We start from the raw sequence: 23,572 nt of genomic DNA, 5'->3' as shown, positions 1-23,572 counted from the left end.
GGCTAACGTTTTTGCTCAACAGCCGGTCTCGACCGGTCCTTGAACCTTGTCGCCCAGGCGGCGTACGCCCTGCAGACAGCGCGGCGCGGCAGGCGCCGCCGGGGCGGCGCGGGTCTGGGCGGGCAGCCTGGAGGCCGTCGGGCCGTCTACCTTCTGGCCCAGAGGCGCGCCGGCCGTGCCGCCGGCAAGCGCCCATTTAAGGCTGGTCGATGCAGTCTCGCCGGTCCGGGCGATCGCGCTCGCCGTGGCCTGTTCGCGGCTGAGCGGCTCGTAGCGACGAACGATGGGACGGTGTGCCATATCGACATTCGGGGCGACCGGCAGCACCATGTCGGCCGTCAGAGCGACTATATCGGCGGGATCGGCAGCCGCGCCGGCCGCATCCGCCGGCGCCGACGTCAGGTGCGCCATCTGCGCAACGGCGGGCTCCACGCCGGTCGGGCGATAGCGGAAGGCCGGAGCCCGCCCCCAACCGCCGGTCCAGCGATAGAAGATATGGGTACCGACATTGGCCGCCTTGACCAGGCTGGAGCTCCAATAAGGGACGACCCAATTGGTATGATAATGGGTGGCCCAGCCGACCGGCTTGTAAACCTTGCCGGCGAGCGCTTCTTCGGCGACCTTGCGGGCGCGTTCCCAGCCGGCGGCCGAGGGGGTGCGGCGTAGCGATCCATCGCAGGTGAAGGTGAACTGGCATCCGGTGGCCCGGTCCGATCCCTGGAAGACGACGCCGCAGACGCTGCGCGGATAGGCAGGATGGCGGACACGGTTGAGGACCACCTGGGCCACCGCGCGCTGGCCTTCCGGCGGCTCGATGGCGGCTTCGTAATAGACGGCCGCGGTGAGGCATTCCAGCGAACGGGCCTGATCGAACTCACTGGCGAAGCGGATCGCGAACGGCTGCGCGGCAGGATTGGGAAGGGTCGAAACCGGAATCGATGCATTGATGGCCAAAGCATCCTGCGGCGGCACATCGCGAAAGGCGAGCGGCTCGGGCGCCGGGGGGCTTTGCGACGGACGCGACGCAAGCGCGCCTCGAGCGACCTTCGCATTGGCCGAACCCTGGTCGAGCGTGACAAGGCTGAGGCCAGCAAACAGGTTCAGGAGCAATATCATGGCGAGGACGGCCATGTTCACCCACTGACGACGCTCCGGCAGGGACGGCCGTGGCGGCAAAATGATTCCTGCTGACAGCATCGTGACTCCGCAAGGGTCGGGCTCATTAGAGATCGGGATGTCCGTTGGCAACGCCCGGGCAGGCAAATGGCTGCCCGGCTAACGCCGGGCCGGCCGCCTGCCGCATCCGCTCTGACATGGAAATGGGAAAGATATGTGACTCTTCAAGACGGGAGGGTCAGCAGCCCCGATAGCGTGCCCTGAAATCCGAGGAAAATTCGGCAAGCCTTTGATCCGAGATCGCTTTTCGGAGACTGGTCATCAGGTTCTGATAGAAATGGAGATTATGCTCGGTCATCAGCATCGCGCCCAATATCTCGCCCGAACGGATCAGATGATGGAGATAGGCACGGCTCCATGTGCCGCAGACCGGGCAAGGACAGGCCGCGTCGAGCGGTTCGGAATCTTCGGCAAATCGCGCATTCTTGATATTGATCGGGCCCATGGAGGTGAAGGCCTGACCGGTACGGCCGGACCGAGTCGGCAGAACGCAGTCGAACATGTCGATGCCCCGCTCCACGGCGCCGACGATGTCGTCGGGTTTGCCCACGCCCATCAGATATCGGGGGCCGTCCGCCGGGAGCATCGGCGCCGCAAAGTCGAGCACGCGAAACATTTCCGCCTGTCCTTCGCCGACGGCGAGGCCGCCGACGGCATAGCCGTCAAAGTCGATGCCGATCAGGCGATCAGCGGAAATCCGGCGAAGATCCTCTTCCATCGCACCCTGCTGTATCCCGAACAAGGCCGCAGCCTCGGCATGGGCACCGCCATCGTCGAAGGCCGCGCGGGAGCGTTCGGCCCAGCGCATCGAACGTTCCATCGATGCCGCCGCCGCGTCCCTCGACGAAGGAAAAGGGGTGCATTCGTCGAAGGCCATGACGATATCCGATCCCAGGAGGCGCTGGATCTCCATCGACCGCTCCGGCGTCAGCATGTGGGCGGAACCATCCAGGTGGCTCTTGAAGCTCACGCCGTCTTCGCCGAGCTTCCTGAGCTCCGCGAGGCTCATGACCTGATATCCGCCGCTGTCGGTCAGGATCGGCCGGTCCCAGCCCATGAAAGCGTGCAGCCCACCCAGGCGGGCGACGCGCTCGGCGCCCGGCCGCAGCATGAGATGATAGGTATTGCCCAGGATGATGTCCGCGCCGCTGTTCCGTACGTCCGCCGGCTTCATGGCTTTCACGGTCGCGGCCGTTCCCACCGGCATGAAGGCAGGCGTCCGGATCTCGCCCCTTTTCATGGCGATCATGCCGGTCCGGGCCTTGCCGTCCGTCGCCTCGATCGAGAAGGAAAATCGATTCACGTCATCATCTTTTTATGAAGGGGCTTTGCGGGCGCCGTACATGCCGAAGGCTCCGAGGTCAGGGAAAATCGGCCTATTTCGGGCCGTCGGTTGCCGGCTGCCGGCTGTTCCCGCCACGGCGGGACCGCCGGTCGCGCAACGGCGTATCGATCAGCACGATCAATTCCGAACGGACGAGCACGGAATCGCGATCCTTGTCGAGTTCCCCGAAGCGCTTCGCAAACTCCGCCACGAACTCGACATTCGATATCTTGTCGTCGCCATCCTTATCGAAATTGAAGGGGCCCGGAATGGCGTTGGCATCGCCGAGCACCGCCTCCGCCCAGATCGAGAATTCGATCAGCGACAGCAGGTCGTCCTTGTTCTGGTCGCCGATCGCGAAGGAGCGAAGCACTTCGGAATCATATTCCGCGCGCGAGACCTTGAGATCACCGTCCCGGTCGAAACCTGCTATCGCCAGGGTAGCCGGCGTCGCGGCAATGGTGGTCGGACTATGCTGGTAATCCCGAAAATCCCGCCGCTGCGCCTGCGCTCCACCCGCGCCGAGGCTAGCGGCGAGGCAGAGCATCATCCAAATCCTTCGCATTCCGATCCTCTCCCGACCCTATCAGGGCAGCAACAGGCTGGCGTCGCCATATGAATAGAAGCGATAGTCGCTCCCGATGGCATGTGCATAGGCCGCCTGCATCGTTTCCCGCCCCATCAATGCCGACACCAGCATGAACAAGGTCGATCTGGGCAGGTGAAAGTTGGTGACGAGCCCATCCACCGCCTTGAAACTATAGCCGGGCGTAATGAAGATATCCGTATCGCCCTCGAACGAACGCAGCAGGCCATCGGCCGCGGCGGCGCTTTCGAGCAGCCTCAGCGAGGTTGTTCCAACGGGAATGATGCGCCCGCCCGTCTGCCGGACCGCGTTCATCCGCTCCGCCGCCCGCGCGCCGATCGTGCCCCATTCACTGTGCATGACATGATCGGCCGTATCCTCGACCTTGACCGGCAGAAAGGTACCGGCGCCGACATGAAGAGTCAGAATCTCGAAGCCGATACCCGCTTCCTGCAGCGAGGCCATGAGCTTCGGCGTGAAATGCAAGGCGGCGGTCGGAGCGGCTACCGCACCCTCGGCCCTGGCAAACATCGTCTGATAATCTTCGGCGTCGCGGGCATCGGCGGCGCGCTTGCCCGCAATATAGGGGGGCAGCGGCATTCGACCTGCACGCTCCAGCAGCCGTTCGACCGGCTCGTCGCCTTCGAAGCCGAGCAGAACGGCGCCGTCGCCGCCTTTCTCCTCGACCAGAGCGACGACGCCATGGCCGAAATCGACCCGATCGCCATGTTTCAGCCGACGCGCATTGCGGACGAAGGCCCACCAGTGACGCATCCCCTCCCGCTTGTGAAGAGTCGCGCCGATGCGCGCATCGCCGCGACGGCCTTCGAGCTGGGCAGGAATGACGCGGGTATCGTTGAAGACGAGCAGGTCGCCCGCCTTCAGCAGGCGTGGCAGGTCCGTGACGCGATGATCGGACAATGATTCGCCGCTTACGCACAGCAGCCGTGCGCTGTCGCGCGGCACCGCCGGTCTCAATGCGATGCGTTCGGCCGGTAAATCGAAATCGAAGAGATCGACGCGCACCTAATCTGCAGCCTCATCACGGCCCGCCCTGATCGCCGGCAGGTTCATTGCGGCGGTGTCGTGGCCGCTCCTTGTATCGAAAGAACGGACGTCGGGGCGGGCGGAGGCGCGGCAGCCGCCTGAAGCTCGGCCGCCGACAGCGCCGGCACGTTGTCCGCCCCGATGGAGGCCCGGACGATCTTGGTGGGATTGGCCGGCGGCTCGCCGCGCTCGATGGCATCGACGAAGTTCATGCCGCTTACCACTCGTCCGAATACGGTATATTTGCCGTCCAGGCTCATCCTGGGCGCCAACATGATGAAGAACTGGCTGTTGGCGCTGTTGGCGTCGTCGGCGCGAGCGGCCGAAAGCACGCCGCGCACGTGCGGCAGGACATTGAATTCCGCATTGAGATCGGGAAGATCGGACCCCCCGGTTCCATCGCCCTTCGGATCTCCGCCCTGCGCCATGAAACCGTCAATGACGCGATGGAAGACGAGGCCATTATAGAAACCCCGGCGAGCCAGCGTCTTGATTCGATCCACATGGGCCGGCGCCACGTCGGGCCGGAGCTGGATCGAGACCCGTCCCCCTGTCGACAGATCAAGATTGAGAATGTTTTCGGGCTCAGCGGGCGGCGGCACGGCCGGATTGGGAACGGCCTGAGCGGCCAGAGCATTCGCGAAGAATATGGCCGTCAAAGCGGCGATGACTGATTTCAAACGCATGGGAAGTTCGCTCTCCGGATGTGCCGCTTGCCTTGCCCGACTCTGCTTGCACCAAGCTGAACGATCAAGAGCCTTTCCTGCCGATTTCGGCCACTCTGTCCCGAACATCGGCGGCCACCGCCCTCGTAACGAACTTGTCGATCGCACCCCCGTAAAGCGCGATCTCCTTCACGAGACGCGAGGCGATCGGCTGCAGCGAGACGTCAGCCATCAGGAAGACGGTTTCGACCCGATCGTTCAACTGCTGGTTCATGCCGGCCATCTGATATTCATATTCAAAATCCGCCACCGCCCGAAGGCCTCGAACGATCACGGAAGCGCCTTCCCGGGTGGCAAAATCCATCAGCAGTGAATCGAAGGAGACGACGCTCACGCCTTCGATGGAATCGATCTCCCGCTCCACCATAGCCATCCGCTCTTCGACCGTGAACATCGGTGACTTGGATGGATTGGTAGTGACGCCGATCACCAGCCGATCGACCAACTTCGCTCCGCGCCGGATGATATCCATGTGCCCCAAGGTGATCGGATCGAACGTCCCCGGATAAACCCCTGTCCTCATTTCATCCCCCTGATGAGTGGACCCATCGCCCTATCATGAAACCCGAGGCTCCATGAGATTAGTGATCGCGCGCCACCGCGAAGCGCGCAATTTCGCGGAGTAAATCGGCTTCTCCGCCGAAGCTTTGGAGATGCTCTATCGCCTGGGCTACGAGCAAATCGGCCTGCTGGCGCGCGCGTTCTCGGCCCAGAAGCGATACGAAGGTTTCCTTGCCCTTCACCGAATCCTTGCCCACCTTCTTACCGGTCTTCGCTTCCTCGCCCTCGACATCGAGCAAGTCGTCAGCGATCTGGAAGGCCAAGCCGACATCGCGGGAGTAGCCGCGCAGCGGCGTCCTGGATTCCAGGGGCACCCGCCCCATGATGGCGGCCGCTTCGAGGCAGAATCCGATCAGGGCCCCGGTTTTCAGCTGCTGCAGCCGCGTGACCGCGGCCAGGTCCAGCGTGGATTCGGACGCCGCAAGATCCATCATCTGTCCTCCGGCCATGCCGGACGGGCCCGCCGCCCGGGCAAGTTCCGCGACGAGCTGCAGCCGGACGAAGGGATCTTCGTGCGTGGCTTCGTCGGCAAGGATTTCAAAAGCGAGGGCATGAAGGGAATCACCGGCGAGCACCGCCGTGGATTCGTCAAAGGCCTTGTGGAGGGTCGGCTTGCCGCGCCGAAGATCATCATCGTCCATGCAGGGAAGATCATCGTGGACGAGCGAGTAAACGTGGATCGATTCGACCGCGAGGCCTACGCGGAGTGCCTGTTGCCGACCGATGTGGAACAGGCCGCAGGCAGCCACGACGAGAAGCGGGCGAAGACGCTTGCCGCCGCCGATCGCGGCGTAGCGCATGGCGTCGTAGAGGCGGGAACGGCTGTCGGCCGGCAGGGACAATATGGTTTCGAACAGCCCGTCTATCTCCGCCCCGATCTGTTCGAGGGCCAGCTTCAGACCATTAGGTATCTCCGCCATATGGCGGCTCAGGCTTGATCGAACGGAACGGTGCCGCTTGGCTGGCCGTCGCGGCCGAACTGGATCTTTTCGATCTTGGCCTGTGCCGCCTGCAATCGCGCCTCGCATTGCTGCTTGAGCGCATCGCCCTCACCGTAAAGCTCGATCGATTCGTCGAGCGATGCCTCGCCGCTCTCCAATCGGCGCACAATCTCCTCAAGGCGCTTCAATGCCGCTTCGAAGGAGAGATCGGATATCGGGGGAGCTTGTTCCGCCATCGTCCGAGCATTGGCTGCCTGCGATGCGGGGGTCAAGCGCCGCTAGGCGGCGGTGGCGCTAAATTCGCCGATACCAATATACGCCGCCGCTTATTTCCCGCCGAGCCCGGCCTTCGACTTCCAGATGTCGAAGATGCGCCAACGCCTCTCCGGTCGCGAGCCCGTAGACATTGTCGTCGATCTGGCGGCCGAAAAGAATCCTGAAGCAATCCACCGCCCGCCGCGGTTCGGACAGGTGCTTGTGAAGCGCGTCGAGGCGGTCCCGATGGCCGTGGTCGAGTGCGTCCAGACGGGCGTGAAGGCCGGTAAAGGGCTCGCCATGGGACGGAAGCACAAGCAGGTCTTCAGGCAACGAGCGCAGCCGGGCGATCGAATCGAGCCAATCCCCCAGCGGATCGGATTCGGGCTCGCTGAGACCGAGCGAGACGTTGGACGTGATCCTGGGCAACACCTGGTCGCCAGCGATCAGCAGGCCGCCTTCCTCATCCAGCAGGCAGGCATGCTCCGGACAATGTCCGTTGCCGATGACGACGCGCCAGCTGCGGCCGCCGATGCGAAGATTCTCGCCGTCCCGAATGCGCACGAAACTCACCGGCACGGGGCTGACCACTTCGGCAAAGCGCCCCCAGCCCCTGGCGGCCTCCGCCTCGATCCGCCCTTCGTCCCAGCCGGCGGCGCGCCAGAAGGCCAATGCTTCGCGCGGCGGCGATTCTCTGACATCCACCAGTAGCATGCGCGCGAACAGCCATTCGTCGCGCGTCATCCAGAGGGAGACGTCGAACCTTTGCGTCAGCCAGCCGGCAAGGCCGACATGGTCAGGATGGAAGTGGGTGCACAGGATGCGGGTGATCGGCTTGCCGGCGAGCGGGCCGGAAAAGAGGGCTTCCCACGCCTCACGACACGCCGCGATATTTAGTCCCGTATCGACGAGCGCGATCCCGCCTTCATCCTCCAGGATCCACACATTGATATGCTTGAGCGACCCAGGGACAGGCAGCCGAGCCCAGCCCACGCCGTCCGCCAAAGCGATGACCTGGCCAGTCTCCGGTCCCGTCCGGCCGAGCGGATAGGTCAGGCCCCTGTGGCTATAGGCCCCGCCCGCATCCGCCAGCGAGGCGTCGGGTGCGGGAGGGCTGGCCGTAGCAGAACTGGCCTCGGGACGATCAGGAGGAGAACCTGCCATTATTTTGCGGGCGGTATCGGCCCCTAGCTCTTGAAAGGATCGACAAAGGCCTTGTCGGCTTCGTCCTCGACCGTCCCTTCGGCATCGGTCTGCTCGGCGGCCAGCGCGGCTTCCGCCTCGCGGACATGAGCTTCGCGCTCTGCACGAAGCTCCTCGATCAGAGCGTCCCGGTCACCGGCGAAGCTGGCGTCCACAGGCGTTTCGATGCCTGCGGCCTTGGCCACCTTGGCGACCAGCGCATCGAGTTCCCGTTGCGAACAAAGGCCGAGCGTCACCGGATCCTTGGGCTGGATATTGGCGATGTTCCAGTGGGTCCTGTCGCGGATGGCGGCGATGGTGGTGCGGGTCGTGCCGATCAGCTTACCGATCTGGCCGTCCGAAATCTCCGGATGGTTACGGATGATCCACGCGATCCCGTCCGGCTTGTCCTGCCGCTTGGAGACGGGCGTATAGCGCGGGCCCTTGGTGCGGCGGACCTGGTCCGGCTCCTTCTGGATCTTCAGCCGATATTCGGCATCGGCCTGGCCGCGCTCGATTTCTTCCTGGTTGAGTTCGCCGGCGCGGATCGGATCGCGGCCGGTAAGCTTGGTCGCGGCGGTGTCGTCGGCGATCGCCTGCACTTCCAAGATGTGCAGCCCGCAAAACTCGGCGATCTGCTCGAAGGTCAGAGCGGTGTTGTCGACCAGCCATGAAGCGGTCGCGTGGGGCATGAGCGGCTGTGCCACTGGCTTCTCCAAAAACAATAAGGGCCGCCCCTTCGCGGAGCGGCCGATGCGTGGCCACGACTTAGTGCAGGCGGAACCGGAGAGCAAGCCGCCCGGCCTTTAGGCGTGCAAAATAGGGCCTTAGCAGACGATGCGGCCCGATTCGGGACCGGTGAAAGCGACGCGGCGCATGGCTGCCGGACGGCAATGAGACGGCGCGAGCGGATCGCGCATCATCGGTTGGCCGAGGTCAGATCCATTGGCCCGTTTCGCATTCATTTCATCGTCAGGACGATCTTGCCGACATGGGCGCTGCTTTCCATGCGCCGATGGGCCTCGGCTGCCTCTTTCAGCGGGTAGATGGAATCGATGACCGGCTTCAATCGCCCGGCCTCGACGTGCGGCCAGACCTTGCGCCGCAGATCGTCGGCAAGCGCCGATTTGAAGGCGACCGAACGTGCTCGCAACGTGGATCCGGTCAAGGTCAGCCGGCGGCGCATCAGATCCCAGATCGGCACCTCCGCCTTGCCGCCTTTTTGCACGGCGATCGAGACATGCCGTCCCTCTTCGGCCAGGCAGGCCAGATTGCGAGGCACGTAATCGCCGCCGACCATATCGAGGACCACGGCGACGCCCTTGCCCTCGGTCAGCCGCTTGATCTCCTCGACGAAGTCCTGGGAACGGTAATTGATCGCCGCGGCCGCCCCGATCTCGATTGCGCGGCCGCATTTCTCGTCGGACCCGGCCGTGACGATGACGGATAGCCCGAAAAGCTTCCCGAGCAATATGGCCGTCGTGCCGATGCCGCTGGTGCCCCCATGGACCAGGACGGTATCCCCCTGTCCCGCGCCGCCGCGCTGGAAGAGGTTGCTCCACACGGTGAACAGGGTCTCGGGCAGCGCGGCCGCTTCCACCATATCGAGCGGTGCCGGCACGAGCAGGCATTGGCCCACCGGAGCGACGCAATATTCGGCATAGCCGCCGCCGGTCACCAGCGCACAGACCGGCTCCCCGATCCAGTCGCGATCCGTGTCGCTGCCGACCCGGACGACGGTCCCGGCCACTTCCAGGCCAAGGATGGAGGGCGCGCCGGGGGGTGGCGGATAGCGGCCCTGACGTTGCGCCGCGTCGGGCCGGTTCACGCCGGCGGCAGCGACTTCGATCAGAAGCTCGCCAGGGCCAACCACCGGCACCGGCCGCGAAACCGCCTCGAGTATTTCGGGCCCGCCCGTTTCGTCCGGATCGATCGCCTTCATGGTCGCCGCTATGGTGGTCATTCGGTCACGTCCCCTGATGAAATCGTTGCCTATTGATCGCGGCAGGTTGACACAAGCATGCAGAAGGACTGACTCTCCCCCCGAGGAGGCTGGAAAAGATGGATCTCGACGAGCTCTTTCCGAACAAACCCGGCGATCCGCTTGCGCTGGTGGCCAAGCAGGATCTGGATCCGCTTTCGATCGACGAGCTGCACGCCCGTATCGCCATCCTCACGTCCGAAATCGAACGGGTCCAGGCCAAGATCGACGCCGCCGTTAATTTCCGGGCAAGTGCCGACGCGATATTCAAGCAATGAAGTCACGGGGAATCTATCCTTTTCCCCAGCTTTTTCAGGGTTCAGCTTGATGAAGTGTGCGCAAAGACCAACATTGAGCCGAAGCAGCCCGTGATTCCAGCGGGCTTTAAGGAGTGAGTTTAGTGCCGTCATTTGCCCGCGAACTTGAACAGACGCTGCACACCGCGCTTGCCGAAGCGAGCGGCCGGAAGCATGAATATGCCACGCTCGAACACTTGCTGCTCGCGCTCATCGAAGACGAGCATGCCGGACGCGTCATGCAGGCCTGCGGCGTCGACACCAACGAGCTGCGCGACGCAGTCCGCCTCTATCTGGACAATGAGCTCGAGGCCTTGAAGGTCGAAGGCGACACCGATCCCTCGCCGACCAGCGGCTTCCAGCGCGTCGTCCAGCGCGCCATCCTCCACGTCCAATCCTCGGGCCGTGACGAAGTGACCGGCGCCAATGTCCTGGTCGCCCTCTTTTCGGAACGCGAAAGCTATGCCGTCTATTTCCTGCAACAGCAGGATATGAGCCGCCTCGATGCGGTAAGCTATATCAGCCATGGCGTCGGCAAGGGCGAGACCGCTGCCGAGCCGGCCGAGATCAAGGGGACGGACGATTCACAGAAGGAGGACGGCAAGAAGAAGTCCGAATCCGCGCTCAAGCAATTCACCGTCAACCTCAACGAGAAGGCCGCCGATGGCCGCGTCGATCCGCTGATCGGCCGCCGGCCCGAGGTAGATCGGACCGTCCAGATCCTGTGCCGCCGATCGAAGAACAACCCGCTTTACGTCGGCGATCCGGGCGTGGGGAAAACCGCCATCGCCGAAGGTTTGGCGCGCAAGATCGTCGAGGGCGACGTTCCCGACGTACTGAAACCGGCCGTCATCTATTCGCTCGACATGGGCGCCCTGTTGGCGGGCACGCGTTATCGTGGCGATTTCGAGGAGAGGCTGAAGGCCGTGGTGAACGAGCTCGAAAAGCTCCCCCATGCCATCCTCTTCATCGACGAGATCCACACCGTCATCGGCGCCGGTGCGACCAGCGGGGGGGCCATGGACGCGTCCAACCTGCTGAAGCCCGCGCTGTCGGGCGGCACGATCCGCTGCATCGGTTCGACGACCTACAAGGAATTCCGCAACCATTTCGAGAAGGACCGGGCCTTGCTCCGGCGCTTCCAGAAGATCGACGTCAACGAACCGACGGTAGAGGATACGATCAAGATACTCACCGGTCTCCGGTCCGCTTTCGAGGAGCATCACAGCGTCAAATATACGGCGGATGCGATCAAGTCCGCGGTCGAGCTGTCGGCGCGCTATATCAACGATCGCAAATTGCCCGACAAGGCGATCGACGTGATCGACGAGGTCGGCGCCATGCAGATGCTGGTGCCGCCTAACAAGCGCAAGAAGACCATCACCACCAGGGAGATCGAGGCCGTCATTTCCACGATCGCCCGAATCCCGCCCAAATCGGTCTCCGCCGACGACAAGAAGGCGCTGGAGCATCTCGACCGCGATCTGAAGCGGGTGGTCTTCGGCCAGGACAAGGCGATCAACGTCCTGTCATCGGCGATCAAGCTGAGCCGGGCCGGCCTTCGCGACCCGGACAAGCCGATCGGCAATTATCTTTTTTCCGGGCCGACCGGCGTCGGCAAGACCGAGGTCGCGCGCCAGCTCGCGTCGATCATGGGCATTCCGCTTCAGCGCTTCGACATGTCGGAATATATGGAGCGGCACTCGGTCAGCCGCCTGATCGGTGCGCCTCCGGGATATGTCGGCTACGACCAGGGCGGGCTTCTGACCGACGCGGTGGACCAGCATCCGCATAGCGTGCTGTTGCTGGACGAGATCGAGAAGGCCCATCCGGACCTGTTCAACATCCTGTTGCAGGTGATGGACAATGGCAAGCTGACCGACCATCACGGCAAGACGGTCGACTTCCGCAATGTCGTGCTCATCATGACGACCAATGCCGGCGCGAGCGACATGGCGCGCGAAGGCGTCGGGTTCGGCGCCCAGACCCGGGAGGGCGAGGACGAGGAAGCCATCAAGCGGATGTTCACGCCCGAGTTCCGAAACCGCCTCGATGCGATCGTGCCGTTCAGCTATCTGCCCACCGAGGTCGTGGCGCGTGTGGTGGACAAGTTCATCCTGCAGTTGGAACTCCAGCTGGCGGATCGCAACGTCCATATCAGCCTGGACGACGAGACCAAGGCATGGCTGACGTCGCGCGGCTATGATCGGCTCTATGGCGCGCGCCCGATGGGCCGTCTGGTCCAGGAAAAGATCAAGCAGCCGCTCGCCGAGGAACTGCTCTTCGGCAAGCTGATCAATGGCGGCGAGGTCAAGGTCCGGATCAAGGATAATGCACCTGCCTTCGAGGTGATTGCCGCGCCGCCCAAGGCGTCGAAACGCAAGAAGGGCAGCAAGGCCAGGGAACCGGACCAGCCGGAAAAGCAGGCCTGATCCCAACCATTCGTTCCCCTCGCGAGGAGGGGGGCGACTGGGCTCGTTCACGGTTATATTGAGCCGAGAACGAGCCGTGTTTTATTGCTTTCCGTTATTTCCGAGTCGTCAGATGATTCCATCTGCCTCGAAATAACTCCAGGCCCGCTTAGCCTGCCGGACCGTTCCTTATGTCGCGGACGATCGCGTCATAGGCAGGATCCCGGCCGGCGAGAAAGTCAGCGAACGTCAAAGAAGTCTCGATGTCGGGCTGAAGGCTACGGACCCTTATGGGATGCGTCCGGATGGATTCATGGCAATCGGATTCCGGGCACCCTGTCACATAATTATGGCGTTCGGTCGCGTAGAGCATCGTCGCCTTCACGGAGGGGATCTCCACGGTGTCGCCTTCCGCCCAGAATTCCAGCCGATCGCCGATCGGTTCGCCCACGATTATCAGCCGCTTCCCCGCAGCCTGCTTCAGATAGCCGAGGCTTGAAATCGCCGCGGAAAATGTGCGGCCCGAGGTGATGGCGTAGAGCCTGCCGGGCGCAAGGCCGGCCAATTCCCGCATGAAGTCGCGCGCGATGTTGAGATCGCCGCCCATGTTGAATCGCAGGTCGACGACGATGTTGCGCGGCTTCGCCCGCCGCAATTCGGAAAGCCCGTCCGCGAGAAGGCGCGGCAAATCCTCGCCTCGTGTGGCATTGATCTGGACATAGGCGCCGCTGAGTTCGGGACGCAGCATCACCCGGAAACTCTTGTCGACCGCCTGGAGGTAGAGCGGCTTCTTATCCGGATTGACGAGGGCGATGGCGTCGAACAACGCCGGATAGCCGAGCAAGGCGGCCTCACCTTCCAGCGGCAGGAGCCTGGACGGCAGTCGAACAATTTCCGGCTCGCTCCCCCCGTTTCCCAGCGTGAGCTGCAGCGTATGGCCATCACCGCCCAGGCCAGCGGCTTCGAGCAGAGCGGGGGTTTCCATGAAAATGGTGACGAACTGGTCCCGAAAGGATTGCAAACCGCCCTGATAGCGGGCGTAGGCGCGATATATGTCCCGCCATGGCCGCCCATTGATAGCCACCACCGCCCGCCCGCTCAGATGCCTCTGCTCGGGCGGCGCGGACATCACGAACAGACCGTCGGCGAACAGACCGAGACGGACCAAGCTACGCGGATATCGGGTGGTCCACTGCGGCGGCAACAGGAAGCTATGACCATTGTCGGCCAGGGCGGCGATGTGGGCGAGTTCCAGCTCGAGCTCGGCCCGGCTGAGCGACTTTCCGGTCAGCCGGTCGACCTGCGTCAACGCCTCGGCACGGGCGCGTGGCGAATAGGCCCGATCACGATCCACATAGCTCCGTATCGCGGCCACATCCTCGTGCGAGAGAAAAGCCGGGAGAGGTGCCGCCGAAGCTGCGAGCCAGAGAATGGCGAGACCCAAAGGCATGCCCAAGCTTATCACACAGGCTCGACAGGACAGAATAGGAAAGCGCGCCGCGGCTTCCATCCCTGTCCTCCAAGCGTCAGAGACCTTAAGGTTATCCGACCCACCCATCTTATCAGGAGGAAGCCTTGGCGGACGCGATCACCTTCTACACCAATCCGATGTCCCGCGGCCGTATCGTGCGATGGATGCTCGAAGAGGTCGGCCAGCCCTACGAAACGGTTGTGCTCGACTATGCGAGCGGCATGAAGTCGCCAGAATATCTTGCCATCAACCCGATGGGAAAGGTGCCCGCGATTCGACATGGCATGACGGTGGTGACGGAAGGGGCGGCGATCTGCGCCTATCTGGCGGATGCCTTTCCCGACGCCGGCCTCGCTCCCCCACATGGCAGCGCAGGACGCGGGCCTTATTATCGCTGGATGTTCTTTGCCGCCGGGCCCGTGGAATCGGCGGTGACCGGCAAGGCGCTCGGCCTGCTCGCCCCCGAGGACAAGAAGCAGATGGCGGGATATGGCAGTTTCGAGGAAACCATGGCCGCTCTCGAACAAGCCGTGGCCGACACATCCTATATCTGCGGTGACCGATTCACCGCGGCGGACGTCTATGTGGGTTCCCAGATCAGCTGGGGCACCATGTTCGGGATTATCGACAAGAATCCTGCTTTCGACGCCTATCTTGAAAGACTCCTCGAACGTCCGGCGGCCAAGCGCGCCCGAGAAATCGACGATGCGCTGGCCGCTCAACGGCAACAGGATGCCTGAACAGCGCCTTTTTCGAAGGAGGTCCCGCTACAAAAAAGGCCCGGCGTCGCCGCCGGGCCTTGGAAGTCGCGAACAGGTTCTCGCTATTCGCGATTGCCGAGGAAATTCAGCAGAAATGTGAACATGTTGACGAAATCGAGATAGAGCGACAGCGCGCCCATGATCACCGTCTTGCCGAGCATATCGGTGCCGGCGACTTCGAAATAGATGCTCTTGATCCGCTGCGTGTCATAGGCCGTCAGGCCCGCAAACACGAGCACCCCGATAGCGCTGATGACCAGGTTCATCACGCTCGACTGCAGGAAGATGTTGATGATCATTGCAATCAGCAGGCCGAAGACGCCCATGATCAGGAAGGTGCCGAATGCCGACAGATCCTTTTTGGTCGTATAGCCCCACAGGCTGAGACCGGCGAAAGCGGCGGCCACCGCGAAGAAGGTGGTCGCGATTGATTCGCCGGTGAAGACGAGGAAGATCGAAGCCATCGACAGGCCCATCACCGTCGCAAACGCCCAGAAGAGCAATTGCGCCGTCCCCGTCGAAAGCCGGTTGATGCCGAAGCTCAACACCATCACGAACGCAAGGGGCGCGAACATGATCACATATTTGAGGATGCCGGGACCGCCAAGAACCGCTGCCGCATAGCCGCTATTCGCGAACAGCAGCGCAACGATGCCGGTCAGCAACACGCCCGAAGCCATATAATTGTAGACCGAGAGCATGTAGGACCGCAGGCCCGCGTGATAGGCCACGCCTGCCCGGCCGATCGTGGTCGGATGCGGCGCTGCAGTCGCGCGCGGGTCAAATCCATTTGCCATTTTAAATCTCTCCTTCGACGGCAATGTCTGTGCCGTCGACCGCAATATCGGGTGATTTCGTGACGCTTTCAAGGAAAACCGGTAGCCTGTCCTGTGAATGAGGCCGAGCGGATGTTCAGAGCCCCGGCTCGTCGGATAAAGAGGCCGTGATATGCATCGCCTGTTCGTCGCCATCCGTCCGCCGCGGCCCGTGCGGGAGATCCTGCTCGACCTCATGGGCGGTGTTCGCGGGGCGCGCTGGCCGACCGACGAACAGCTCCACCTGACCCTGCGCTTCATCGGCGAGGTGGATCGCCACATCGCCGAGGATATCCACGCCGCGCTGGGATCGATCCACCAGCCCAGCTTCGAGATCGCCTTGAACGGCATCGGTTCCTTCGACCGGCGAGGCGAGGCCGTGACCCTGTGGGCCGGGGTCACGCCCCATGAGCCGCTAAAGGCGCTACACAAGAAGGTCGACCAGGCCTGTCTGAAAGCAGGTGTGGCGCCGGACCGCCGTGCCTACCTCCCCCATATCACCATTGCGCGCCTTGGCCGTGCCGCCGGCCCGGTCCAGGGGCTGATGGAAAGCGCCGGCGCCGTGGCGAGCCCCGCCTTCCCGGTCGACAGTTTCTGTCTCTTCGAGAGCGAATTGACCCCCAATGGTCCGATCTATTCGATCCTGGAGCGCTACAAGCTCGCCTGAGCCGCCCAGACAATGCGGCTCATGTCTCGACGGCTTCCAGCAGCCGATCCACCATCCCGGCATAGGCCGCACCGAACAGACGCAGATGTACCAGAGCCGGAAAGAGCTGGTAGATAGGACGACGCTGCCGCCAGCCATCGTCCAGTCCGCCATAGGCCTCCCAGAATTCCCCTGGCGGCGTATCGAACAAGTCCAGCATGGCGAGATCCACCTCGCAATGGCCGAAGCAGCAGGCGGGGTCGATCAAGGCAACAAGCCTGCCTTCCGCAACCAATATGTTTCCGCTCCACAAGTCCCCGTGAAGATGCACAGGATCGGGAGATGGAGGAAGCAGCAGGGCGAGGCGCGGCAGAAGACGTTCGATCCGATCCCGCCACGGCCGGTCGAGAATGCTTGCGGTCGCCGCAAGCCGCTGCTGCCCCCAGAATGAGGGCCAATCGCCGCCTTCGCGATTGTCGAGCTCGATCGTACCGATCCGATAATCGACCGGCCAGCCATAGCGCGTTCCCCGATGATCGTGGAGCCGGCGGATGGCGATCCCGATATCGCCCCAGGCATGCGGGCTGAACACCCCGTCATTGGCGACATGCTCGAGCAGCAGGATGCCGTCATGCTCGCCCTCGACCATCGGCGCGGGAGTCCCCGTCGACGCGATCGCGCGAAGCATGGCCGCTTCCGTACCGACCGATGCTCCGCCCTTGGCGACGGACAGCCTACCCTCCGGCCGTCTCAGCAGCAGCACTTCGGAGAGATCGCCGCCTGCGAGGCGCTCCAATCTTTCCTCCGGCACTCCCGTGAGCTGTCTCACTCGTGCCGCGAAGACCGTCATTCGGTGGCCGCAAGCTTCCGGGCCAGGCCCTTCGCGCCTTCCGTCACATCCTGCCATGTGACGTCGAAATGTTCATCCTGACCGTAATAGGGATCGGCCACTGCCTGCCCCGCCCTGCCTTCGACATGATCGAGGAGCAGGGACAGTTCCGCCCTGCTGCCCTGGGGCCGCATGCCGCGTAAGTCGGCGAGATTTTGGGCGTCGAGGGCAACAATATGGTCGAAATGATGAAAGTCCTCGGCGCGGACCTGTCGGGCGCGCAGCCCGGATATGTCGATGCCGTTGCGGCTGGCCACGGCCGCTGCCCGCTTGTCCGGCGGATGGCCAAGGTGCCAATCGCCCGTCCCCGCCGAATCGACCTCGACAGGAATACCCAGCCGTGCCGCCTCCGCACGCAGCGCCGCCTCGGCAAGCGGCGACCGGCAGATATTTCCCAAGCAGATGAAGAGAATGGACGTCGTCATTGTTGGCCCTTGAATCCGAACCCCAGTTGCCAAACCGCATCCCTCTGCTAGCCAGGTGGGAGGATCAGCACAATCTCGAGGCGATATGGAAACCGGTTCCGATGAGTCCGCGTCGGTAGCCGGGCGCGGCACCCGCGTCGGCGCTTATGCCTGGTACGTCCTCTTCGTCCTCGTACTCGTCTATATCGTCAATTTCATCGATCGGCAGATCCTTTCGATCCTGGTCGGCGATATCAAGCGGGACCTCGGCGTCTCCGACGCGCAGATAGGCTTTCTGTACGGCACCGCCTTCGCGGTCTTCTACGCCCTGTTCGGCATCCCGCTCGGCCGCCTGGCCGACAGCTGGTATCGCGGCCGCCTGATGGCCGGGGGGCTGGCGCTCTGGTCCTCGATGACGGCGCTTTCCGGCTTCGCCAACAGCTTTGGCATGCTGGCCGTCGCACGGGTCGGCGTCGGCATTGGCGAGGCAAGTGCCTCGCCTGCCGCTTATTCGATGATCTCCGACACTTTCCCGCAAGAGCGGCGGGCAACCGCCATCTCCATTTACTCAAGCGGGCTCTATATCGGCGGCGCGATCAGCCTGCCGATCGGCGGCTTCGTGCTGAGCCGATGGAACGTGATGTTTCCGGATCCCGCCGCCGCCCCGCTCGGCCTCGCCGGCTGGCAAGCGGCCTTTCTTGCGGTGGGCCTTCCCGGCCTGCTTCTCGCTCTTTGGGTATTGTCCCTTCGCGAGCCGCCTCGCGGCAATGCGGAAGGGCTGCCCCAGCCCGCAGTCCGCCCTGGCGCCTGGCGCGAATTCGGCCGCGAACTGGTCGCAATATTGCCGCCGCTGACCCTGCTGAACGTCGCCCGCATACCCGGCGCCCTGCCCCGCAATCTCATGATGATGATCTTGGTCATCGCATCGGGCTATGGCCTCTACAGGCTGACCGGGGATGGCGCGCAATGGGCGGCCTATGGGCTGGGCGTCTATGCGATCCTGTCCTGGATCCAATCCCTGCAACATCGCGACCCCCCCGCCTTCCGGCTGATCTGGGGATGCCCGACGACCGTGCTCCTCGTCTTTGCGTTCGGCAGCATTTCCTTCGTCAACTACGCCACCACATTCTGGGTCCCGCACTATCTGGAGCAGACGTTCTACGGCGACCCCCTTCTTCCATCGCACTATCTGGAAGGGATGACCGCCAAGGAAGAGATCGGCCTCATCATTGGCTGGACATCGGCTCTGGCCGCCGCAGCGGGCGTCATCATTGGCGGTTACGTGTCCGATCTGTGGCGTCAGCGGGATGCGCGAGGAAGGCTTTTCCTGAACATGGTGTCGGTGGTCGTACCCGTCCCGCTCATGGCCTTTTTGCTCACGACCGACAGCCTTGCATTGTTCTACTGGGTCAACCCTCTTGCCCAGTTCGCCGCCGCCCTGTGGGTGGGCGCTGCGGTGGCGACCCTCCAGGACCTGGTGCTCCCGCGCATGCGAGCGACAGCCGGTGCAACTTATATCCTGGGGACGACAATGGTCGGGCTGGCACTGGGGCCCTATTTCGCGGGCAAGATCTCGGTCCTGTCGGAAAGTCTGCGAACCGGCATCTTCGCCCTCTACCTGATGCCGCCAATCACGCTCGCTGCCCTGTGGGCGGGAGCCCGCAGACTTGCTGAAATGGAAGCCAGCAAGGTCGAACGGGCCCGGGGTGCCGGCGAGCCGATCTGACGGCATGATTCGTCCGCGGCTGGATCAAGCCGGGCGCGAGTCCAGATTTTACGTTTGTATCCAGGACTTCCCGCGCAGCCAGATGCGAAACTTCGACCAGAGTCCGGTGTCTAGTAAGAGGGAGCAACGACACCACAGGCCAACCGCCCGCCCGCATTGCCGGTGGGATCGGTCCGATAATCATCTGGCTTGGCATGGACGACGACTGCGGCACCGTCCCCATCCAGCAAAGCGCCTTCGCCGCTGCGGGCGCGAACGCCGCTTACCGTGAATTCGAAACTGCCTTGGCCATCGGCGCCTACCATCAGATTGGGAAGATCACCCTTGTGGTTGCCGGCGGGATTGTCCTTGCCATGCTGGCGACCCGTGGGGTTCCAATGCGATCCCGCGCTGGTGAAGTCGGGCGGATCGCACCGGCCCACCATATGGATATGAGCGGCGTAGGAACCCGGCTGCAGACCGGTCGCTTCGATCCTCACGTTGAGATCGGTACCGCTCTGCCGCAGGGTGGCAATGGCCAACCTGCTGCCGGCCGCATCCCGAAGATCCGCCGCGAAAGTGTCCGTAGCCCCTCCGGACCCAGTGCCCGCCGCGCAGCCGGCACAAGCAAGCAGGATCGCTCCACCGACAAGAATTTCAAACCGCCTCATGTCCATCTCCTTCACATTCCGAACGAGCCGCGGGCCGAACGGTTTCGATACGGGCTCAGCTTCGCGCCATTCTTCCGACGCCGTACCACTTCAGTCCCGCCGCCAGGACGTCTTCCGGAGGATAGACGTTACGCAGGTCGACGAAGTTCGGCTGCGCCATCGAGATCGCGAGCCTTTGCAGATCGAGTGCCCGCAGCACATCCCACTCCGTCACCAGTACGACCGCATCGGCTCCCTCGGCTGCCTGATAGGGACTGTCGCAGAATTCCACATCCGGCATCAGCGGCCGCGCCTGCTCCATTCCTTCCGGATCGTAACCCCTCACTTTCGCCCCGGCGTCCTGCAAGGCCTGCACGATGCTGAGCGAAGGCGCATCGCGCATGTCATCTGTATTGGGTTTGAAGGTGAGGCCGAGCAGGGCGATGGTCCGGCCACGCGCCTCGCCTCCGAGAGCCTGGATGATCTTCCGGCCCATGGCGCGCTTTCTCGCATCATTCACCTTCACGACCGATTCCACGATCCTGAGCGGCGCTTGATGATCCTCCGCCGTTTTCAGCAGAGCAAGCGTATCTTTGGGAAAGCAGGAACCGCCATAGCCAGGCCCGGCGTGAAGGAACTTCGAGCCAATCCTGTTGTCGAGGCCGATACCGCGCGAAACATCCTGAACGTCGGCGCCGACGCATTCGCAAAGGTCGGCAATCTCGTTGATGAAGGTGATCTTGGTCGCGAGGAAAGCGTTGGCGGCATATTTTATCAGCTCGGCAGTCCGCCTGCTGGTGAAAAGCAAGGGCGCCCTGTTGAGATAGAGCGGCCGATAGACTTCGCGCATCATTTCGGCAGCCTCCTCCTCCTCCGTGCCCAGGACGATCCGGTCAGGCCGCTTGAAATCTTCGATGGCAGCACCTTCGCGCAAAAATTCCGGATTCGAGACGACCCAAGCCTTCGCTTGGGGCGCAGTCTCCCGGATGATCCTTTCCACCTCATCGCCAGTGCCGACGGGGACGGTGGATTTGGTTACGACCACGGCGGGCCGTTTCAGCGCTTCGGCAATCTCCCGCGTCGCCGCAAAGACATGGCTGAGATCGGCATGTCCGTCGCCGCGGCGGGACGGCGTGCCGACGGCGATGAAGATCGCTTCAGCCTCCGCCACGGCCGCCGCCAGATCGGTGGTAAAGGACAGCCGGTCGCCGCGAACATTGCGTTCGACCAGTTGGGCCAGACCTGGTTCGAAGATGGGCATCACGCCGCCTTCCAGCGCCGCAATCTTGGAGTCGTCCTTGTCAACGCAGACGACATCGTGCCCGAAATCGGAAAAACAGGCTCCCGAAACCAAGCCGACATAGCCCGTTCCGATCATCGCGATCCGCATTCATTATCCCCATGTAGGAAGTCGTCTCCGCTTATCTCAGCACCCTCGCCCGGGACAAGGCTTTTCCCCGGCACCCGGCAGGCGTCGATCAATACGCAGCCCGGCATGCGCTGCCGATCTTGCACCGACCCTGGATCAATGGGCAAAAAAGAAGGAGCCGACCCTTGCAGGCCGGCTCCTCCCCTTTTCGTCGGTGGTCGTCGCCGGAGCGACGCCCTTCTTACCAGCCCGAGCCGGGTCCGAAGGTGATTTCCACGCGCCGGTTCTGAGGCTCGCGCACACCGTCGGCAGTCTCGACGAGCGGACGGCTTTCACCGAACGCTTCGCTGCTGATGACGCCAGCGGGGACGCCTCGGCCGGTCAGGTAATTGCGGACGTTCTCAGCACGACGCTGGGACAGGCCCACATTATACTGGTCCGAACCCGAACGGTCGGCGTGACCGGCGAGCATGACCTGCGCCTGGCCGGTCTGCGCATAAGCCGCAGCCGCATTGTCCAGGATCGCCGCTGCCTGAGGGGTGATATCCGACTTATCCCAGTCGAAGAACACCATGAACGGTCCCGGAGCGACCGGCGGAGGCGGCGGTGGCGGTGGGGGTGGAGGCGGTGGCGGAGGCGGCGGGGGCGGGGGAGGCGGCGGAGGCGGCGGAGCCGGCTCGGCACCGCCGAAGTTGAAGGTGATGCCCGCCAGCAAGCTGTGCGAACGGAACCGCATGTCGCTGTCGTCGCCGTTGAACGCTACCATGTCGATATTGTCGGCGTTGAAGAAACGATATTTGAGGCTGACATCGACATTGTCGGAGACCGCCGTACGGACGCCGGCAATCACTTGCCAGGCTAGCCCGGAATCATGACCGTCGAGGAATGCGCCGGTATTGCCGAACACCCGCAGGTTATCCGCTTCGACCCGCGCCCAGCCCACGCCGCCGCCGACGAAGCCGCCGATGCCGTCATCATCCCCGAAGTCGAGCATGGCATTGACCATGGCGCTCCAGACGTTGACCTTGCCACGACCGAAGTCATAGGCGCCGGGGAGAGCCCCTGGCAGGACGAGGGAACTGTCGAGAGATTCGATGTCGGCGCTTTTATAGCTGCCTTCCGCTTCGATCCGGAACGAACCCAGATCATAGCCGACGACGAGGTCGGCGTCGTACATATAGTCCATGTCGACAGCCACGGCATTATCCACGGCACCAATATCGACGTCGACATCCTCGACAATCCCGGCCCCGAAATGCCCACCCACGTACCAAGCGCCATCCCGCGCCAGCGCGGGTGTCGCGAGGACAGTGGAAGAGAGAGCCACTATTATGGCGAGCTTCCGCATAAAATCTTCCCCTTTTCTTCTGCGTTCCAACAAGGAACGGCTTTGACTTGATAAATTAAGCGGAGTTTTCGCGCAAGCACGCTTGTCCCCACAATGTTGCCGAAAAGCCTCACTATCCGATAGGAATAGCAAGGCTTTTCGTCAGACAGGGGCTTGAACGAGGCGCAACGGCAGCGGTTTCATCGCAGGGCAAAAAAAAGTCGTTCCCTGCACCGCCGTGACTTTTTTGTCACAATCACCGTGATCTTACCTCCCCCGGACCGATCGGAATTACCTTTGTTTTCCAAGGAACTAACCCTCGACGCCTAGAAGCATCAGTCGCAGCCCTGATCTTCCTCGTCACCTCGGCAATTCGATCGTTCCGCCGAGATTGTCCATCACCTGACGCGCATCAAAGCTGCGGGGGTCGTTCGGACGAGAACCACGGCTCATCACGATTTCGGCCGTCGCTTCGAAGCTCGTCACGGTTCGGACGTCGATGTCGTTGGCCCAGAAGGGGCTGCCGTACCAGGGATCCCAATAACGCCAACCATAGCCGCCATATCGATATCGCCATGAGGGGCCCCAATAACCCCAGGGTCCGGGTCCATAAGGCCCGAAAGTATCGCGCGATACGGTTGTGCGCGTGTTCGGGTCGACCGACCGTTCGACCATCGTGAAACTGTCAAAGCCGGCCTGAAGCGTCAGTTCCGCGGCCCGAAAGAGCAGATAATTCTCCACGCGCTGGCGCGACGTGAACTGGTTGCCGGTGAAGGATACGCGAAAGCGATTGTCCTCGATCCTCTGCTCACTATAGCCCCCGCTCGCCTGCCCGCGTGTACCGAGCGGCTGATAGGGTGTCGCGGTCGCACAGGCGGTCAGCAGGGCAAAAGCCAGCAGCGGCGTTGCCGACGCGCGGGAAAGGCGGCGAAGGCGGTCCATTTATCGTCTCCTGATATTTCCCGCTTCAACGCTGGAACGCGCCCTGTCGTTCCAATCCGGGGGGTCTAAGCCGAGGAAAGCCGGCCGAATTTATGTCTGGAGCTCATG

General features: G+C 63.0%; 24 protein-coding genes. 5 read left to right on the top strand and 19 right to left on the bottom strand.

All coding sequences use genetic code 11. The features are described 5' to 3' along the window. Window positions 1–15: 15 nt before the first annotated feature. From RQX22_RS05095 to RQX22_RS05045, 11 genes are all read right to left on the bottom strand, one after another. On the bottom strand, window positions 16–1,197 hold the full coding sequence (locus RQX22_RS05095) for a cell wall hydrolase (protein ID WP_315724266.1): 1,182 nt from the start codon (window positions 1,195–1,197) through the stop codon (window positions 16–18). A gap of 157 nt (window positions 1,198–1,354) precedes the next feature. After that, a complete protein-coding gene (gene tgt / locus RQX22_RS05090) occupies window positions 1,355–2,479 on the bottom strand; it encodes a tRNA guanosine(34) transglycosylase Tgt (RefSeq protein WP_315724264.1) in 1,125 nt (374 codons plus the stop codon). Between the two features lie 73 nt (window positions 2,480–2,552). Further along, window positions 2,553–3,065 carry an EF-hand domain-containing protein gene (locus RQX22_RS05085; protein ID WP_315724262.1) on the bottom strand — a complete coding sequence of 171 codons (513 nt, stop codon included), beginning with the start codon at window positions 3,063–3,065 and terminating at the stop codon, window positions 2,553–2,555. Window positions 3,066–3,086: 21 nt separating this feature from the next. Beyond that, window positions 3,087–4,112 (bottom strand): tRNA preQ1(34) S-adenosylmethionine ribosyltransferase-isomerase QueA, encoded by a 1,026-nt coding sequence (gene queA / locus RQX22_RS05080; protein WP_315724260.1) that lies wholly within the window; start codon window positions 4,110–4,112, stop codon window positions 3,087–3,089. A gap of 44 nt (window positions 4,113–4,156) precedes the next feature. Beyond that, entirely contained in the window at window positions 4,157–4,819 is a 663-nt protein-coding gene (locus RQX22_RS05075; protein WP_315724257.1) for a peptidylprolyl isomerase, read from the bottom strand. Window positions 4,820–4,883: 64 nt separating this feature from the next. After that, window positions 4,884–5,381: a pantetheine-phosphate adenylyltransferase gene (gene coaD / locus RQX22_RS05070; RefSeq protein ID WP_315724255.1), complete on the bottom strand. Its 498-nt coding sequence runs from the start codon at window positions 5,379–5,381 to the stop codon at window positions 4,884–4,886. Window positions 5,382–5,439: 58 nt separating this feature from the next. Continuing rightward, the gene (locus RQX22_RS05065; protein ID WP_315724253.1) at window positions 5,440–6,339 is read right to left on the bottom strand and encodes a polyprenyl synthetase family protein; all 900 of its coding nucleotides are present in this window, start codon (window positions 6,337–6,339) and stop codon (window positions 5,440–5,442) included. Window positions 6,340–6,347: 8 nt separating this feature from the next. Continuing rightward, the gene (locus RQX22_RS05060) at window positions 6,348–6,596 is read right to left on the bottom strand and encodes an exodeoxyribonuclease VII small subunit (protein WP_315724251.1); all 249 of its coding nucleotides are present in this window, start codon (window positions 6,594–6,596) and stop codon (window positions 6,348–6,350) included. Between the two features lie 58 nt (window positions 6,597–6,654). Next, complete coding sequence (locus tag RQX22_RS05055; RefSeq protein WP_315724250.1) at window positions 6,655–7,779, bottom strand: MBL fold metallo-hydrolase; 1,125 nt, start codon at window positions 7,777–7,779, stop codon at window positions 6,655–6,657. Window positions 7,780–7,802: 23 nt separating this feature from the next. Then, window positions 7,803–8,489 (bottom strand): DUF1013 domain-containing protein, encoded by a 687-nt coding sequence (locus RQX22_RS05050; RefSeq protein ID WP_315724609.1) that lies wholly within the window; start codon window positions 8,487–8,489, stop codon window positions 7,803–7,805. Between the two features lie 269 nt (window positions 8,490–8,758). Then, window positions 8,759–9,760, bottom strand: coding sequence for an NAD(P)H-quinone oxidoreductase (locus RQX22_RS05045; RefSeq protein WP_315724248.1), 1,002 nt, complete (start codon window positions 9,758–9,760; stop codon window positions 8,759–8,761). A gap of 98 nt (window positions 9,761–9,858) precedes the next feature. On the opposite strand from RQX22_RS05045, the gene RQX22_RS05040 reads away from it, so the two are divergent. Beyond that, window positions 9,859–10,056, top strand: coding sequence for a DUF1192 domain-containing protein (locus tag RQX22_RS05040; protein ID WP_315724246.1), 198 nt, complete (start codon window positions 9,859–9,861; stop codon window positions 10,054–10,056). 122 nt (window positions 10,057–10,178) lie between these two features. Beyond that, window positions 10,179–12,506, top strand: a complete 2,328-nt coding sequence (gene clpA, locus RQX22_RS05035) for an ATP-dependent Clp protease ATP-binding subunit ClpA (RefSeq protein WP_315724244.1) — start codon at window positions 10,179–10,181, stop codon at window positions 12,504–12,506. A gap of 148 nt (window positions 12,507–12,654) precedes the next feature. Here clpA and RQX22_RS05030 read toward each other — a convergent pair whose 3' ends face one another. Next, window positions 12,655–13,935 (bottom strand): S41 family peptidase, encoded by a 1,281-nt coding sequence (locus RQX22_RS05030; protein ID WP_315724242.1) that lies wholly within the window; start codon window positions 13,933–13,935, stop codon window positions 12,655–12,657. A gap of 125 nt (window positions 13,936–14,060) precedes the next feature. Between RQX22_RS05030 and RQX22_RS05025 the strand changes: the two genes are divergently transcribed. Then, the gene (locus RQX22_RS05025; RefSeq protein ID WP_315724240.1) at window positions 14,061–14,696 is read left to right on the top strand and encodes a glutathione S-transferase family protein; all 636 of its coding nucleotides are present in this window, start codon (window positions 14,061–14,063) and stop codon (window positions 14,694–14,696) included. Window positions 14,697–14,779: 83 nt separating this feature from the next. On the opposite strand, the gene RQX22_RS05020 is transcribed toward RQX22_RS05025, so the two are convergent. Further along, on the bottom strand, window positions 14,780–15,514 hold the full coding sequence (locus RQX22_RS05020; RefSeq protein ID WP_315724238.1) for a Bax inhibitor-1/YccA family protein: 735 nt from the start codon (window positions 15,512–15,514) through the stop codon (window positions 14,780–14,782). 151 nt (window positions 15,515–15,665) lie between these two features. Between RQX22_RS05020 and thpR the strand changes: the two genes are divergently transcribed. Then, window positions 15,666–16,199: an RNA 2',3'-cyclic phosphodiesterase gene (gene thpR / locus RQX22_RS05015; RefSeq protein ID WP_315724237.1), complete on the top strand. Its 534-nt coding sequence runs from the start codon at window positions 15,666–15,668 to the stop codon at window positions 16,197–16,199. Between the two features lie 19 nt (window positions 16,200–16,218). Here thpR and RQX22_RS05010 read toward each other — a convergent pair whose 3' ends face one another. Beyond that, complete coding sequence (locus RQX22_RS05010; RefSeq protein ID WP_315724235.1) at window positions 16,219–17,028, bottom strand: fructosamine kinase family protein; 810 nt, start codon at window positions 17,026–17,028, stop codon at window positions 16,219–16,221. After that, window positions 17,025–17,492, bottom strand: coding sequence for a low molecular weight protein-tyrosine-phosphatase (locus tag RQX22_RS05005; RefSeq protein WP_315724233.1), 468 nt, complete (start codon window positions 17,490–17,492; stop codon window positions 17,025–17,027). Before RQX22_RS05005 ends, RQX22_RS05010 begins: the two co-directional genes overlap by 4 nt. 85 nt (window positions 17,493–17,577) lie before the next feature. Here RQX22_RS05005 and RQX22_RS05000 point away from each other — a divergent pair, with 85 nt between their 5' ends. Continuing rightward, window positions 17,578–19,197 carry a spinster family MFS transporter gene (locus RQX22_RS05000; protein ID WP_315724231.1) on the top strand — a complete coding sequence of 540 codons (1,620 nt, stop codon included), beginning with the start codon at window positions 17,578–17,580 and terminating at the stop codon, window positions 19,195–19,197. Between the two features lie 110 nt (window positions 19,198–19,307). Here the strand turns inward: RQX22_RS05000 and RQX22_RS04995 are convergent, their stop codons facing one another. The 4 genes from RQX22_RS04995 to RQX22_RS04980 all read right to left on the bottom strand — a co-directional run bounded on the left by RQX22_RS04995 (window position 19,308) and on the right by RQX22_RS04980 (window position 23,464). Beyond that, on the bottom strand, window positions 19,308–19,847 hold the full coding sequence (locus RQX22_RS04995) for a superoxide dismutase family protein (protein ID WP_315724229.1): 540 nt from the start codon (window positions 19,845–19,847) through the stop codon (window positions 19,308–19,310). A gap of 55 nt (window positions 19,848–19,902) precedes the next feature. Continuing rightward, window positions 19,903–21,216: a UDP-glucose dehydrogenase family protein gene (locus RQX22_RS04990; RefSeq protein WP_315724228.1), complete on the bottom strand. Its 1,314-nt coding sequence runs from the start codon at window positions 21,214–21,216 to the stop codon at window positions 19,903–19,905. A 220-nt stretch (window positions 21,217–21,436) separates the two neighbouring features. Then, window positions 21,437–22,543: an OmpA family protein gene (locus RQX22_RS04985; RefSeq protein WP_315724226.1), complete on the bottom strand. Its 1,107-nt coding sequence runs from the start codon at window positions 22,541–22,543 to the stop codon at window positions 21,437–21,439. 339 nt (window positions 22,544–22,882) lie between these two features. After that, window positions 22,883–23,464 carry a CC0125/CC1285 family lipoprotein gene (locus RQX22_RS04980; RefSeq protein WP_315724224.1) on the bottom strand — a complete coding sequence of 194 codons (582 nt, stop codon included), beginning with the start codon at window positions 23,462–23,464 and terminating at the stop codon, window positions 22,883–22,885. Window positions 23,465–23,572: the final 108 nt, after the last annotated feature.

The sequence above is a fragment of the Sphingosinicella rhizophila genome (genome assembly GCF_032378825.1).
Taxonomy (GTDB): Bacteria; Pseudomonadota; Alphaproteobacteria; order Sphingomonadales; family Sphingomonadaceae; genus Allosphingosinicella; species Allosphingosinicella rhizophila.
The sequence above is the reverse complement of the archived record's forward strand: the minus strand, read 5'-3'. Positions and strand labels throughout refer to the sequence as shown.

Bases quoted from the DNA above. Each gene is read 5' to 3' on its own strand.
- RQX22_RS05095 (WP_315724266.1), bottom strand. From the start codon at position 1,197: ATGCTGTCAGCAGGAATCATTTTGCCGCCACGGCCGTCCCTGCCGGAG.
- RQX22_RS05085 (WP_315724262.1), bottom strand. From the start codon at position 3,065: ATGCGAAGGATTTGGATGATGCTCTGCCTCGCCGCTAGCCTCGGCGCG.
- RQX22_RS05075 (WP_315724257.1), bottom strand. From the start codon at position 4,819: ATGCGTTTGAAATCAGTCATCGCCGCTTTGACGGCCATATTCTTCGCG.
- coaD (WP_315724255.1), bottom strand. From the start codon at position 5,381: ATGAGGACAGGGGTTTATCCGGGGACGTTCGATCCGATCACCTTGGGG.
- RQX22_RS05065 (WP_315724253.1), bottom strand. From the start codon at position 6,339: ATGGCGGAGATACCTAATGGTCTGAAGCTGGCCCTCGAACAGATCGGG.
- RQX22_RS05060 (WP_315724251.1), bottom strand. From the start codon at position 6,596: ATGGCGGAACAAGCTCCCCCGATATCCGATCTCTCCTTCGAAGCGGCA.
- RQX22_RS05055 (WP_315724250.1), bottom strand. From the start codon at position 7,779: ATGGCAGGTTCTCCTCCTGATCGTCCCGAGGCCAGTTCTGCTACGGCC.
- RQX22_RS05050 (WP_315724609.1), bottom strand. From the start codon at position 8,489: ATGCCCCACGCGACCGCTTCATGGCTGGTCGACAACACCGCTCTGACC.
- RQX22_RS05045 (WP_315724248.1), bottom strand. From the start codon at position 9,760: ATGACCACCATAGCGGCGACCATGAAGGCGATCGATCCGGACGAAACG.
- RQX22_RS05040 (WP_315724246.1), top strand. From the start codon at position 9,859: ATGGATCTCGACGAGCTCTTTCCGAACAAACCCGGCGATCCGCTTGCG.
- RQX22_RS05030 (WP_315724242.1), bottom strand. From the start codon at position 13,935: ATGCCTTTGGGTCTCGCCATTCTCTGGCTCGCAGCTTCGGCGGCACCT.
- RQX22_RS05020 (WP_315724238.1), bottom strand. From the start codon at position 15,514: ATGGCAAATGGATTTGACCCGCGCGCGACTGCAGCGCCGCATCCGACC.
- thpR (WP_315724237.1), top strand. From the start codon at position 15,666: ATGCATCGCCTGTTCGTCGCCATCCGTCCGCCGCGGCCCGTGCGGGAG.
- RQX22_RS05010 (WP_315724235.1), bottom strand. From the start codon at position 17,028: ATGACGGTCTTCGCGGCACGAGTGAGACAGCTCACGGGAGTGCCGGAG.
- RQX22_RS05005 (WP_315724233.1), bottom strand. From the start codon at position 17,492: ATGACGACGTCCATTCTCTTCATCTGCTTGGGAAATATCTGCCGGTCG.
- RQX22_RS05000 (WP_315724231.1), top strand. From the start codon at position 17,578: ATGGAAACCGGTTCCGATGAGTCCGCGTCGGTAGCCGGGCGCGGCACC.
- RQX22_RS04995 (WP_315724229.1), bottom strand. From the start codon at position 19,847: ATGAGGCGGTTTGAAATTCTTGTCGGTGGAGCGATCCTGCTTGCTTGT.
- RQX22_RS04990 (WP_315724228.1), bottom strand. From the start codon at position 21,216: ATGCGGATCGCGATGATCGGAACGGGCTATGTCGGCTTGGTTTCGGGA.
- RQX22_RS04985 (WP_315724226.1), bottom strand. From the start codon at position 22,543: ATGCGGAAGCTCGCCATAATAGTGGCTCTCTCTTCCACTGTCCTCGCG.
- RQX22_RS04980 (WP_315724224.1), bottom strand. From the start codon at position 23,464: ATGGACCGCCTTCGCCGCCTTTCCCGCGCGTCGGCAACGCCGCTGCTG.